The 12,564-nt window shown below is 51.1% G+C and carries 12 protein-coding genes and 1 pseudogene; all 13 read right to left on the bottom strand.

Going from position 1 to position 12,564, the window contains the following annotated elements; genetic code table 11:
- Position 1: 1 nt before the first annotated feature.
- The gene (locus HFP08_RS27510; RefSeq protein WP_168123839.1) at positions 2-790 is read right to left on the bottom strand and encodes an ABC transporter permease; all 789 of its coding nucleotides are present in this window, start codon (positions 788-790) and stop codon (positions 2-4) included.
- The gene (locus HFP08_RS27505) at positions 787-1,809 is read right to left on the bottom strand and encodes an ABC transporter ATP-binding protein (protein WP_168123838.1); all 1,023 of its coding nucleotides are present in this window, start codon (positions 1,807-1,809) and stop codon (positions 787-789) included. Before HFP08_RS27505 ends, HFP08_RS27510 begins: the two co-directional genes overlap by 4 nt.
- A gap of 309 nt (positions 1,810-2,118) precedes the next feature.
- Positions 2,119-2,631, bottom strand: coding sequence for a DinB family protein (locus HFP08_RS27500; RefSeq protein ID WP_240941916.1), 513 nt, complete (start codon positions 2,629-2,631; stop codon positions 2,119-2,121).
- An 18-nt stretch (positions 2,632-2,649) separates the two neighbouring features.
- The gene (locus HFP08_RS27495) at positions 2,650-4,155 is read right to left on the bottom strand and encodes an amidase family protein (protein WP_168123837.1); all 1,506 of its coding nucleotides are present in this window, start codon (positions 4,153-4,155) and stop codon (positions 2,650-2,652) included.
- Positions 4,156-4,173: 18 nt separating this feature from the next.
- A pseudogene (locus HFP08_RS27490) lies at positions 4,174-4,344 on the bottom strand (SAM-dependent methyltransferase); the annotation flags it as partial.
- Positions 4,345-4,820: 476 nt separating this feature from the next.
- Positions 4,821-5,510 (bottom strand): AIM24 family protein, encoded by a 690-nt coding sequence (locus HFP08_RS27485; protein WP_168123836.1) that lies wholly within the window; start codon positions 5,508-5,510, stop codon positions 4,821-4,823.
- The gene (locus HFP08_RS27480; protein WP_168123835.1) at positions 5,507-6,016 is read right to left on the bottom strand and encodes a hypothetical protein; all 510 of its coding nucleotides are present in this window, start codon (positions 6,014-6,016) and stop codon (positions 5,507-5,509) included. Before HFP08_RS27480 ends, HFP08_RS27485 begins: the two co-directional genes overlap by 4 nt.
- 124 nt (positions 6,017-6,140) lie before the next feature.
- Positions 6,141-6,485, bottom strand: a complete 345-nt coding sequence (locus HFP08_RS27475) for a YrdB family protein (RefSeq protein ID WP_168123834.1) — start codon at positions 6,483-6,485, stop codon at positions 6,141-6,143.
- A complete protein-coding gene (locus tag HFP08_RS27470; protein ID WP_168123833.1) occupies positions 6,482-7,126 on the bottom strand; it encodes an SGNH/GDSL hydrolase family protein in 645 nt (214 codons plus the stop codon). The genes HFP08_RS27475 and HFP08_RS27470 overlap by 4 nt, the downstream gene beginning before the upstream one ends.
- A gap of 249 nt (positions 7,127-7,375) precedes the next feature.
- On the bottom strand, positions 7,376-8,143 hold the full coding sequence (locus HFP08_RS27465; RefSeq protein ID WP_168123832.1) for a sugar phosphate isomerase/epimerase family protein: 768 nt from the start codon (positions 8,141-8,143) through the stop codon (positions 7,376-7,378).
- 27 nt (positions 8,144-8,170) lie between these two features.
- Positions 8,171-9,175 (bottom strand): Gfo/Idh/MocA family protein, encoded by a 1,005-nt coding sequence (locus HFP08_RS27460; RefSeq protein WP_168123831.1) that lies wholly within the window; start codon positions 9,173-9,175, stop codon positions 8,171-8,173.
- Positions 9,176-9,246: 71 nt separating this feature from the next.
- Complete coding sequence (locus HFP08_RS27455; protein ID WP_168123830.1) at positions 9,247-10,821, bottom strand: FAD-dependent oxidoreductase; 1,575 nt, start codon at positions 10,819-10,821, stop codon at positions 9,247-9,249.
- A gap of 107 nt (positions 10,822-10,928) precedes the next feature.
- Positions 10,929-12,506: an ABC transporter substrate-binding protein gene (locus HFP08_RS27450; RefSeq protein ID WP_168123829.1), complete on the bottom strand. Its 1,578-nt coding sequence runs from the start codon at positions 12,504-12,506 to the stop codon at positions 10,929-10,931.
- Between the last annotated feature and the right edge of the window lie 58 nt (positions 12,507-12,564).

The raw sequence follows: 12,564 nt of genomic DNA, 5'->3' as shown, positions 1-12,564 counted from the left end.
CCTATCCTCCCTGAATGATGAGCTTATTCTGCGCCAGACGCCATAGCAGAAAGGCGACAACGAACAGCAAAGCAATCCAGCCGAGTTGCATCAAATAAGTGTTCATCATATGCGTAATTGGCACCTTTCCCAAATAAATGGAAAGCGGCGTATAATAAATATCCTTAAACGGCAAATACGAGAAAATAGTCGAAAGCCTCTCCGGTATAAACCATAAGGGAATGGTTGCGCCTGAGACGAGCAGAATAACGGCATTCTTGATCGTAACGAGACTCCATGTATGATGAATCCAGAAGGCAGACAGCCAGAACAACAGATTAAACAAATACAGCTCCAGAAATCCAAGCATCAGACTGAGTGCAAAATAAATAATGCGCGACGCTTCGTCCGGCCACAGGAGGTGAAATACGAAAACTGATACGATCAGCACGGGCAATACCTTCGTCCAGAGATTAAATATCATATCGCCAATAATGACCGTCAGAATATAGCCCATAAATTTGTAAGGCTTGAGCAGATCGACGGCGATCTCGCCGGTTTGAATTTTGCGGTCAATAACAAATTCATTCATCGTAAACAGGGTCCGCATCAAAATCGCGATAACGGCGTAGGTAATCATCTGCTCTTTGGTGATACTGTCTATTCCGGCGCGATCTCCGAAAGCGGCTTCCCAGATGGAAACTGTAATAAACAAGCCAAGTAGCGCATTGAATAGACTCATGAAATATTCTGTCTTGTATGCGGCATTCCGACGAAAAACCAGCTTAATGAATTCAACATACACTCTCATACGGAAACCCGCTCTTGTTCTGGAATCGCATCAATCGAGGCAGGGCTCTGATAGATTCCCTTAATGATCGTTTCGATCTCCGGCTCTTCAATCGTCAAGTCTACGATCTCTTCAGCCTCCGATATGCGCGCGATCAACTGAGAGGCAGAAATTTCATCCTTGTGGAACTGGAACCAATAGCGCAGTCCATCCTTCTTGACGATTTCCGCGCCATTGATATGCAGCTGTTCCTGCGGGTGATATTTGAAATCCACTCTCAGCTTTCGATATTGGCTGTACTGCTGGCGAATCCGCTCAAGCTCGCCGTCATAGATGAGTTTTCCTTTGTCAATAATGATCATTCGATTGCAGATCTTCTCAATATCCGCCATATCATGCGTGGTTAGAAGCACGGTTACGTTGCGCTCGCGGTTAATGTTGACGAGCTGCTCGCGAATATTCTCTTTCGCGATAATATCAAGTCCGATGGTTGGCTCGTCCAGGAATAGAATCGGAGGTTCGTGGATGAGCGCGGCGAGCAGATCACCTCTCATGCGTTGACCAAGACTGAGCTGCCTGACAGGCGTATGGAGGAAGGACTTGATGTCCAGGAGCTCGGATAGATGCGCCAGATTTTTTTGAAATTGTTCTTGCGGGATTTTGTAGACATGCTTCAGCAGTTCAATAGAGTCGATTAAAGGCAGATCCCACCATAACTGCGTCCGTTGCCCGAATACAACGCCCAGATTCGCCGCATTTAATTCGCGATGCTTGTGCGGCACTCTGCCCAGCACGCTTACCTCGCCCGATGTCGGCACCAGGATGCCGGTCAGCATCTTGATCGTCGTCGATTTCCCCGCGCCGTTGGGACCTATGAAGCCAATCATTTCGCCAGGCTGAATATTGAAAGAGATGCCATCCACCGCTGGTTTGGTCTCATGCTCCGGCAGGAACATGCCTCGCACGCCGTTCCAGAAGCCGCTTGGTTTGCGCGCAATCTTGAATTCCTTCCTGACGTTGCTCACCTGAATTTGCGTCATGGATGCTGTTCTCCCGCAGCAAGTCCGACGTGCACTTCTCTTTCATTCATCTTAGAACCCCCACTAGAGTTGATTTTCACAAAAACTCGCAACTAATCACAACAGTGAAACCATACATGCTCTTATCAACGTAATAGCCCTTCTTAACATATTAGAAAGAATATCGTTATACCATGATCTATCCGCTTGATCTGGTGATGTATTCCAGTTGAAATTCTGTTTGCCAAGAAGAATCGCAAAACAAAAAGAGACGCCCGAATTGGACGCCTCTTCCATCTGCTTTAAATTGAATGATCATCGGTAGTCGAACTACTTCTGCGCCGCTTGTCTCGCTGCGTTCTCTTCTTCGCTCGGTCCGTAGACGCCCGGCACTGGAAGGCCTGCTTGGCGCATGAGAATCGTTATCTGACCGCGATGATGAATCTGATGACGGAGGATGAGATTTACCACGCTGCTGCGCGTCATCTTCATCGCTCCAAACAGCATTACATCCTCGGAAAGCTTCGCATCCGTCCATTGCTCCTTCATAGCCGCGATGGCCGCCTCGCTGACTTGGCGATAACCCTCGGCGATCTCAGCGCTGCTTGATTCAGCCGTTAGACTAAGACCCGGCACGTCAATCTGCAAGCCTCCCGCGCCGAAGATGCCTTTCAAGCTCATCACGACATGTCTTGCAATATCGCCAAGCGTTCTGGCTTGCTGCTCCGACACCGCTTGCTTAAGCGATGCGTCCGTCAGTCTGTCTAATACCTTCTGCGTCAATGCCGCTTCAATGCCGAGATCCGCGGTCACTTCTTCAATGCTCGTATACATGTTCATCATCACTCCTTCCTCCTAAGATTACCACTTCCGAATTATACTTCGCAATCCGAACGGATTCGGCGGCGGGAAGCGATGCTTCGTTGCTTGCTCGAAGGCATATGCCAGTTTGATGAGCACAGGTTCACTAAAGGCTTTACCCGAAAATACAACAGCGAACGGCCCCTTCGTCGAATCCCCGTCGGAGTCGATGCTTCCTTGCTCAGAGTAACCTGCCGGAACACAAACAAGCGGATAGCCCAGCCGAGCGGCAATATACATGCCGTCGATATCGCCGGGAAGCAGCAGCGCATCTAATTGATGCTGCTCAAGTACATAATCAATACCGCGTTCCATCGCGGCTTTGGAGTATTCGGCTTTCTTTTGCCGGTATTCTTCTTCCGTCATGGTTGAGGCCTGGGACCTTATCAATGTATCTTGCCCATGCCTTGCGGCGATCTCGGTATGCGCTTCATGATAAGCAATCAGCTCATGCAGCGAATGCACGGGTACTGAATCCGCCGTCTGCGACAAGTATCGATTCAGCCCTTGCTTGAATTCATAGCAAATGACATCATTATTCCAAGCCTGCTCTTCGACATAAATATCGATCGGATCAATAATCGCTGCGCCTTGCTGCTTCATGCTTTCAATCGCCGCTTCCATAATCGCAAGCCTTTCTTTGTCCAGATGCTTATAATAATGCCTTGGCACGCCTATTCTGGCCTGTTGCAGGGAGGAAGCATCCAAAAATGGCGTATAATCCTCATGCGTTTGCCCATGACTCGCATTGGTGGCCGCATCTCTCTCGTCCATTCCCGTAAGTGCTCCCAAGAGGATTGCTGCGTCGCGTACGCTGCGGGCAAGCGGACCGGCAGTATCCTGGCTCACTGAAATGGGAATAATGCCTGCTCGGCTCACCAGTCCGACCGTTGGCTTGATGCCAACCAGAAAGCTTTGGCAAGCCGGACCGATAATGGAGCCTGCCGTTTCCGTGCCAATCGCTGCAGCCGCGAAGCCCGCTGCAACTGCCGCTCCGGAGCCCGAACTGGATCCGCTGACGAATATCTCACCCGGCTCATAGGGACTTCGCACCTCTCCGCCTCTTGAGCTGTAGCCTGCCGGCATGGTACTGGACATGAAGTTGGACCATTCCGTCATATTCGTTTTCCCCAGCAGCACCGCCCCTGACTCTCGCAGCTTAGCCGCTACAAAAGAGTCTCTGGCCGCGAACGAATCAGCCAAGACAACAGAACCAGCGCTGGTGTGCATGCGATCACCCGTATCCACATTGTCCTTCACAAGAATGGGGATGCCGTGCAATAGACCGCGGCTTCCTCGTTCCCTTCGTTCCTGGTCCAGTTGCTTCGCAATCTGCAAGGCATCCGGATTGATTTCCAGGACCGCATTTATCTCGGGATTGTAGATTTCGATTCTTTCAAGGTAAATACTCACAAGCTCTTCTGAAGTGAGCAGCCCCTCTTCCATTGCAAGCTGCATACTGGTTATATCTGCCTCAATAATCCATTCTTCAAGCTTAATGTTCATGTGTCACTTCCTTATCCCTGCTTCGATGCATCCGAGATCCAAGATATTTTTGCCCTCGACATCTCCTGCCAGCTCTAACAGCACCGGCTTCTCGATGACATTATTCGGGCTGTTCTCCCGATTTCGACGAGATAAATAGTTATGGAAAAATGGCTCATTGTCGTATACGGATGAACCTTTGTATTCCATAGTTCTCCTCCTGTCTCCCACTCCTCCAACTTACTCATCCAATATACAACAGCTCATTCAGCTGAAACAGGCATTTTTTAATTATATGGAACAGCCCCCTCATCCTTATACCAATCTCAAAATCTTACCGCCTGTTGCCGGTTATAAATGTCCTTTAGCCGCTTACCGATTCGAATCAGGATTTGTTAGGGACGCGGATGTCCTTTAGCAGTCATCTCCACCTTATTTCGCGCAAATAATACCTTTTAGCGGTCAAATTTGTCCATTACAAGCTGAAAAATACTAAAATCAACCGCTAAGGGTCATCCGTGTCCGTAGCATTATGCAGTCAGGCGGTAAGGTGACCGATCAGCGATCAGTTGATTGGTCAGGCGGTCAGGCGACCCATTATGCTTTCAGTCAACAAAAAAAGCCTGCCGAGATTTCTCAGCAAGCTCGATCAGACTATGCTGCGATTTCCTATCACATAGCAAATCCTACTTAATATAAACGCCTCCAAAGGGAAGCACCTCCCGCAGCAGTCGCTTCAGCCAGCCGTCGTTCGTCAGCTTGTCCTCCAGGCCCGTGTCGCGAGAGCCGGTCTGAATAAGCACGGGACCTCTTCCCATCAGCTGCCACTGCACATTCATATGCTGGCTGGCCAGGGAATTGCCGTACACCGACAAGCGGATGGAGGCATCCTCCGGATAAGCAACTAACGCATTCTTGTCAACGAACAGAGGTTGATCAGGCTGGAGCTGAATCGTTGCGAGCTCTCCCGCGCTAAGCACGCCAAGCGTTCCCGGGCCGGAGAATTTGATTCGAACCAGCTCCCTCGTAATCCACGCCGTCCGCAGCTTGAGCACCTTCGTCTTGAAGGTCATGCCGTCGGTGAACAGCGCGGCGTGACGGAAGTCGAACAATAAGTTGCTGTCCTGCGGAATGTCGATAGCCGACAGCGAATAGCCGGCAGGCAGGCCCATAACGAATCGCGAGGGGCCTTGCAGCTTCGAGCGAATCCACTTCTTCTTCCTCAGCGCGCCTCCGAGATCCATGAAGCGATCCTCGCGGCTGCGCGGCGACCCTTGATAAGCGGCTATCGACTCGGGATGCAGCACATGAAGCGTATCATCGACATCAAGCTCCACATTCACGCTGCCTGTCCGGGGAGGCGTATCCAGCTTCATGGAAGCAGCGCTCCGCGCTCATCTCTTCCCTGTCTTCGCCATACCAGAAAGCGCCAGACACGAACCGACAGCGCATACGCGATAAAGGCCGCAATGAGCGAGCCTACGGCAATCACGCCTTTGCGGTAGGTGTCTTTCCGCTTCGCCTCGGCCTGCTCCAGCTGCTTCTGCATCTCTTCCTGCTTGGCCAGCATCTCCGCCTTCTCCGCGAGCAATGCCTCGTTCTGCTTCTGATAGCTCTCGTTGCTTTGCTGCAGCGCTTCTTGTCTGGCAAGCAGCTCCTCAGCTTGCTGCCTTGCCTCCTCCAGCTTTTCCTGCTGCGCCTTCATCTGTCCTTCGAGAATCGAGGCGCTCTGCTTGTAATACTCCTGCAAGTCATCGATACGCTCCGGCGTTTCATAAATATCCTTGACGCGGTCAATCATCCCGGCATGAGCCTTAAGCGGCGTTAATGAAAATAGTATAAGAAATAGAATAGCGGTTACGGTCAATCTAGCATATGTCACAGCCATCACCTCGTACCTACTATTCTACCATAATTTTGTCGATTGATGTCAGTAGATTATAAGGTTCGCAGGCGAAAATAGATGACAAAAACCCTGTATAAGCGCTTCTCTCAGAGCCTGTCGATCAATGAAGCTTTAGCAGAAACACGCCGCCCACGAGAAGGAAGGAAGCAATGACAAATACCGACGCCAGCGAGCCTAGCGAGCTCGCATACAAAGCGGCGGAGGCCAGCAGGAATACCAGGAGCTTCAGCACCGTTCGCGTGGTGGAAGAGAAGATCGGCATCGAGGCCTTCGGAGAAAGAAACATTCCCCACAGAACCGCGACGATTAGCGGGGCTGCGACTGCCAGAGCGATTTTCAAAATCTCGCCCGCGTGAATATGATAACCCCAATAGCCGAACGCAGCCAATGCGCATAGCTCCAACAGGAAGAATAGGGCTAGAATGAGGCCTTCCGCCGCCTTCACGACTCGCTTTCTCCATTCCGATGAGATGAGCTTGACAGAAGCGTATCCACAACTCCCGCCAAATAGGCCGCCTGAAGTCGTCGTACTTCATCCTTATAATGCACATGATCACAATAGGCTTCGTCGCCGAACGCTTGCGTGAACGAATACAGGTCAGCCTGCGGGATACCGCGCATCTCGCACACCTCGTCCGCAATGCGGTTAAAGCTCTCCACATCCGCATGATATCGCTTGAAGGCTTTCGAATGCTTCCAATGAATCGCATCGACCACATCCGTCGTCCGAATCCAGACGATTCTCCCTGACATCCCGCCAGCAACAGCCATAATCTGCTCCAAGTGCCTGCGGTATTGCTCAGGACTTACATTCAGCGCCTCATGCTCCACATCCCGCTTGATATCATGCAAGCCGCAATTCAGCAGCAAGACATCGTATGCAACCCCCTTCTCCTTCTGCTCCGTCAAATAACGCAAAACCATCGAGCTGTCGCCGCCATTGGCGCCTGCCGGACGATCCAGATTGGCATCCGTCGCTCGCTCCCCTCGCTTCCTGTCGTAACCGTATCTTCCTGCTGTCATCGCTTCCAGATAAGGACCATACTGCATCGATATGCTGTCGCCAATGACGAATAACTGCCGCATTCTGGATGCCTCCTTTTTTCCCTTCAATATACTATAGCCTCGCTTGAAGAACTAGCCTTTTTCCGCCCCCTTATATTTTTCTTCGTCCCATCATCTTCCGCAGCTAATCTGATCTCCATTGTCCATGCACAGCAAAGAGGCAAATCAGCCTGTGATTTGCCTCTTTGCCATGTAGCCGATGTGACTTCCCCCGCTGAGTATTTTCGAACATTGAAGCAACCGCGGATGCTGTCTTTCTAGCCGGATTGGTTAGAATTCCGCACCGAGCTTCTTCAGACACTCCACGCTATCTGCAAGGGCTTCGAATGGATCACGCGCATAACAATCATCTTGTTCAACCACGCCCCACACCGCACCTGCCACCTCGCACGCTTCCAAGATCCGCTCGAAATGCAAATTCCCTCTGCCAATCTCTGCAAACCTTCGTTCGCCCGAGGAGGTAACCGAATAATCCTTAAGATGAATAATAGGCGCCTTATCCTTAAGCCTCAAGATCCAATCGACCGGATCGCCGCCGCCGGCTTGCACCCAATGAACATCCAGTTCCATCCCGTAGCTGCCACGCCCCGCCGCATCCGCTAATAGCTCCATGCCCGCGTTTCCATCGAACTTGCAAAATTCAAAGGCATGATTGTGATACAACAGCTCTAAGCCGTGGCGCTTAAGCGCCAACCCGCCTTCCGTCATGATGGAGATGAACTGGGCGTAACCTTCCTTGTCTTCCCTGTATTCAGGCGGCATGCCGCCAATGGTGAAATAACGGCAGCCCCAGAGCTCACGCTTAGCCCTAATGTTTTCCATAGGCTGCAACAAATCTTGGTAGCCAATATGAGCGGATATGGCCGTCAGCCCTGTATCTTTCAGCAGCCCGGAGACTTCGTGCAAATAATCGATCTTGATACCGGCTACCTCCACATAGTTGAATCCGAGCTTCTTAACCTTCTCGAAGGTGCTCCGTATGGCATCCGGCGTCGTTAAGTGCTTATGCAGAGTGAATAGCTGCAGTGCGATCTTCATATCTATTCTCCTCGTCTTCCCTTTGCTCTATTGCTCGAACACAATGGCTCTGCCTTCTTTCGCTGAAATTTCCGTCATCTCCAGCACAGCAATCGTATTCGCCGCTTGGCTCCCCTGAACGATCAATTCCGCTCCCTCTCTGAGATGAGCCGAAATATTCTCATAGAAGGCTTTATAATGATTCGGCTTGCAAGGAATAACAGACTCGATCTTCTGACCGCCTATTTCGCTGTATAATGTAATTTCCGTATCCAGAGGCTTCTTGAGCACGATCGCCCCCTTCGTTCCAAGCACGCGAACGGCATCCTTCGGGGCTCTGGCGATTGTAGAGATTTGCAATTGAGCCGTTGCGCCGTCCTGAAATTCGATTATGCTTTCTATTTGGTCCTCGTTCGTTATGTCATGCCATAACCGATTATGAATGAATCCGCGAACCTCTTTAATGGGCGAGGTCACGATACCGAGCAGCCAATCCACGAAATGGGCTCCCCAATCGTAGAACACCCCTCCGGATTTGCCCTTATCCGCTCGCCAGTTTGGGCCAGGCTTCTTAAATCCGCCGAAGAACATATCCACCATGAAGATGTCGCCAAGCACGCCCTCTTGAATAAGCTCCTTCACCGTTAAGTACCAGCCGTCCCAACGGCGGTTATGATAGACGGTGAGCATGAGTCCAAGGTCGGCTGCCAATTGATTAAGCATCTTGGCATCCTCCGTTTTTATGCACATCGGCTTCTCCAATATGCAGTGCTTGCCATGCTCGAGCACGCTTCGAGCCAAATCCGCATGGGAATCATGCGGAGTAATAACCACGACGATATCAATATCTTTTTCAGCGAGCATTAGATTTGAATCGGTATAAGTGCGTATGCCGGGAAAATCAATTTGCGCTTGCGCGGCCCGAGCTTCGTCGGAATCGCATACCGCGACCAGCTCGATTCCGTATTCTTGCATCTGCCGGGCATGGGCCTCTCCCATGCCGAATTGACCTCCGTACCCGATAATCGCGCTTCGCAACGGTTTCGTACTCATATCCACCACAATCCCTTCCTTAAACCATTCTTTTTTTACCACTAGACCTCTAGTCCTCGATAGAGGTTTTCTCACAATGCCCTTAACTCCGGCCACTCCAGCTCCACACCGAGCTCTTGCAGCATCTTCTGGAAGTCCTGGACATGCTTCTCGCTTCTAACTTGACGCGGCTGCAAGCTGTGCTTGAGCGTGTACGCAGCGAGCGCTCCGGCAGCTTCTCCAATATTCCATTCCACGGGATGAAGCCGATAACAGCCGTTCGTAATATGGGTTGTTCCAATATTTTTGCATGCCGGAATCAAGTTGTTGACCCGGATGGGCAGCAGACTGCCAAGCGGAATTTGGAACGGCAGCGCCGAGACATCCACATAATTGCGCAACCCTGTGCTGGGATGCAGGTCAATGCGGTAAGAGCCAATTCCTACACTGTCGTCAAATGCAGTCGCTTTCGGAACGTTCTTTCCCTCAGGAGAGATATGCTGCTCCAGCACGGTGAACTCCGCTTGAATTCTGCGTGATTCTCGAATATACGGGGCCATGGCCAAACCATCATCCGTTCCCGTCACATGCGGCGCCAGTTTCAGCCCGGGGTACCCTTGTTTGCCGTCAGGCCGAATCGCTTCCGTCTGCATCCAATAGAGAAACGACAGACTTAAGTTCCTCGCCTGCCGCAAATGCTCGGCCGCTACATCTTGCTCGACTTCAAATACAGGTCCCAGCCAATAATCGATCTGAGGCCAATTCACGAGTGTTATGTCGCTGCGGTAGGTTCCTTCCTGAAAGTTAGTCTTATCGATAATCCGACGGAATTGCCATAACGAATCCGCTCGACTTGGCGAGGGGAACAGCTGTTGGTGATTGGGCTCAAGCGTCCAAGGCACCGGTGTAACAAAGCTGAAATGGTTATCCGGCCAAAAATCCGCTTTATAGGCGCGCCAGAAGTCATATCCTTCGGGCTTCGCAATCGTATGATCCTCGAACTCGTCATATTCAAGAGCGAAGCAATGCGAGATTGCCTGCATATCGAGAGGCTGGCTGTCATCGGTCAGCGCTCTTGGCTCTCCCGTTACAAGCTGCGACTCTGCGCCTGTCACATATTCCGTCTTTGTTAAGGGAAGCAATTCTCCTATTTCCGTAGCATCGATGAATATCGGGGCGATGAGAGTTAGCATCTCATTGGTTCCTGCGCGCTGCACGGTAACGGCGTCGACGTCATCTCCCGTTACTTCAGCGCTGATCGGCCGTGTTTGCGTCATGATACTCAGCCTGCCGCTATTTACATAGGGAGCTAGCAGATTGTGAAGCACAGCCAATGCCACCCGCGGCTCATGACATAAACGGCTTACATGGCCATTCCCGGGATTCAAGTGCAACGCGGCTTGGGCTTTGTTCGACAACGGATAATGCTGCTCATAATACTTTCGAACGCCATTGCGGAATTGTCGGTACGTGCCCGTACAGCCGAACTGTTCGATCCAGGGATGTTCATCCGGCGGGACAGCTTGGCTCGTCAACTGTCCGCCAATCCATTCTGTCTCTTCCGTCATGATGACCTTCAATCCTAATCGACAGGCTGCGAGCGCAGCTGCGCATCCGCCTGTGCCTCCGCCGACAATAACCAGATCTGCCTTTTCTTCTCTATTCATTTGCCAAACAACTCCTCCGTGTTCAATCATAAGGGCTGTCGCAGGAGGCCAGACATCGACCTGTTGGGACAGCCCTGTAGAGGTCAAGCTATCGAGATGAGCTCCGATTAATTTTTCGCAGCGAGCCAAGCGTCGACTTGCGACTGAATTTCCGCTCTAATCTTCTCGATGCCGGCATTCTGCAGCTTCTTGTTCCGCTCTTCGAGCAGCTTGACAGGATCCGCGACCGCGCCAGTGGTGATCAACTTGTATTCGGTGGCGATTGCCGTCATCTGTGCGATTTCGTTCTTCACGTTGGAATCGTTGAATACGAATCCAAGCAGGGGCGAACGTTTCGCTTCATTGTTGAATTTAATCCAGTTCGTATAGTAGTCGTCAGGCTGACCTGGCTTCAGGTAGTTAATCATTTGATTGCCGAGCACCCAGAACAATCCGCTTGCGCCATAGCCGGAATCGGCGATCGGCTCGATGCGGTTTTCGCCTGTTTTTTTGTAATGAACATCCTCGATGCCTTGCACCAGCAGGTTGACCACATATGGATCCGTGTGCATCGCATTCAGCACCATCATCGCGCGGGCAGGATCCTTAGACGTACGGGAGATGGCGAACATGGAGCCCGTCGTCAAATCCGTTGTCACATACGGTTCGTTAAGGACATTGGATACGAATTCATATTCATTGTTTGTCGTGTTGCTCATCTCAATGTCTGTACCCGGTTTCCAAGACGTTTCCTGATACCAGGTTTTCCCTTCTCTGCGCAGCTCTAAGACGAGTGTTTTGGCTGTTGCCGCGTCGCTGTTTGTATAACCGAGCTCGAACCACTTGCGCGCAAGCTCGTTCGCGTCATTGTTGATCTTGACGATTTCTGGATTAAGGGCATCGATAATTTCGATTTTGTCCTGAGTTGGATTGAAGAAGAACATAGCGAGCGAGCCCGGCGTCGGACCGATCGGCAGGAATCTTCCGTCCGACTCGTAACGCACTCCGTCACTGCCGCCTCCAGCGTTGTAATTCGGGATGATGTCTGGCTCATTTTCCTTGATCACTTTCAGCCATGGCTCAAGATCGGCTTTTGTCTTGATCGTATCGAGCGGGATATCATATTTATCTACGATATCTTTGCGGAACGAGAGCGCGCGGGCTTGCGTAATCTCTTTGTTCGTCGGAATTGCGTACAGCTTGCCATTCATCCGCGGCGCTTCCAGATACATCGGGTTCAGTTGCTCCTTAATGCCTTGGCCGTACTGATCGAGCAGGTCGTTCAGCTCGAGGAACGCACCTTTCGTCGTGTTGGAGAAGAAGTCCAGCCACGAAGCGGTGAACACAAGGTCCATCTTCTCGGCGCTGTTCATCATAAGCTCCGTTTTCTGCTTATATTCGCTGCTTGCAATTGGATTTAATTTCACAGTCGCATTAATCTTTTCCTTGAAATACTCATTCAGCTTATCTTCAACCAGCGCTACGTCTCGTTCCGGAGTCGCGAAGTACGTAATCGACACTTCATAAGGCTTCAGATCTTCAGCCGCTTCTGTTGCAGCTGGAGCAGCTGATCCTTCCGGCGCTTTCGTGGCTTCGGGGGAACTGTTGCCGCCTGCGTTATTGCCGCTGGAACATGCTTGCATCAGCATCGCTGCAAGCAGCGCAAATCCGATGAACATTTTCTTCATGCCTGATCTTTGATTCATGTGAACCCTCCTCGATTATGTGAAACAATCTTCTAATCTATATAGATCGACCGGAAGT

It is taken from the genome of Paenibacillus sp. HB172176 (assembly GCF_011947265.1).
In the GTDB taxonomy this organism is placed as follows: Bacteria; Bacillota; Bacilli; order Paenibacillales; family Paenibacillaceae; genus Pristimantibacillus.
This window is presented reverse-complemented; position numbering and strand designations above follow the sequence as displayed.

Coding starts and splice junctions, on each gene's coding strand:
- HFP08_RS27495 (WP_168123837.1), bottom strand. CDS start 4,155: ATGAACATTAAGCTTGAAGAATGGATTATTGAGGCAGATATAACCAGT.
- HFP08_RS27510 (WP_168123839.1), bottom strand. CDS start 790: ATGAGAGTGTATGTTGAATTCATTAAGCTGGTTTTTCGTCGGAATGCC.
- HFP08_RS27505 (WP_168123838.1), bottom strand. CDS start 1,809: ATGACGCAAATTCAGGTGAGCAACGTCAGGAAGGAATTCAAGATTGCG.
- HFP08_RS27485 (WP_168123836.1), bottom strand. CDS start 5,510: ATGAAGCTGGATACGCCTCCCCGGACAGGCAGCGTGAATGTGGAGCTT.
- HFP08_RS27450 (WP_168123829.1), bottom strand. CDS start 12,506: ATGAATCAAAGATCAGGCATGAAGAAAATGTTCATCGGATTTGCGCTG.
- HFP08_RS27500 (WP_240941916.1), bottom strand. CDS start 2,631: ATGATGAACATGTATACGAGCATTGAAGAAGTGACCGCGGATCTCGGC.
- HFP08_RS27470 (WP_168123833.1), bottom strand. CDS start 7,126: ATGCGGCAGTTATTCGTCATTGGCGACAGCATATCGATGCAGTATGGT.
- HFP08_RS27460 (WP_168123831.1), bottom strand. CDS start 9,175: ATGAGTACGAAACCGTTGCGAAGCGCGATTATCGGGTACGGAGGTCAA.
- HFP08_RS27455 (WP_168123830.1), bottom strand. CDS start 10,821: ATGAATAGAGAAGAAAAGGCAGATCTGGTTATTGTCGGCGGAGGCACA.
- HFP08_RS27465 (WP_168123832.1), bottom strand. CDS start 8,143: ATGAAGATCGCACTGCAGCTATTCACTCTGCATAAGCACTTAACGACG.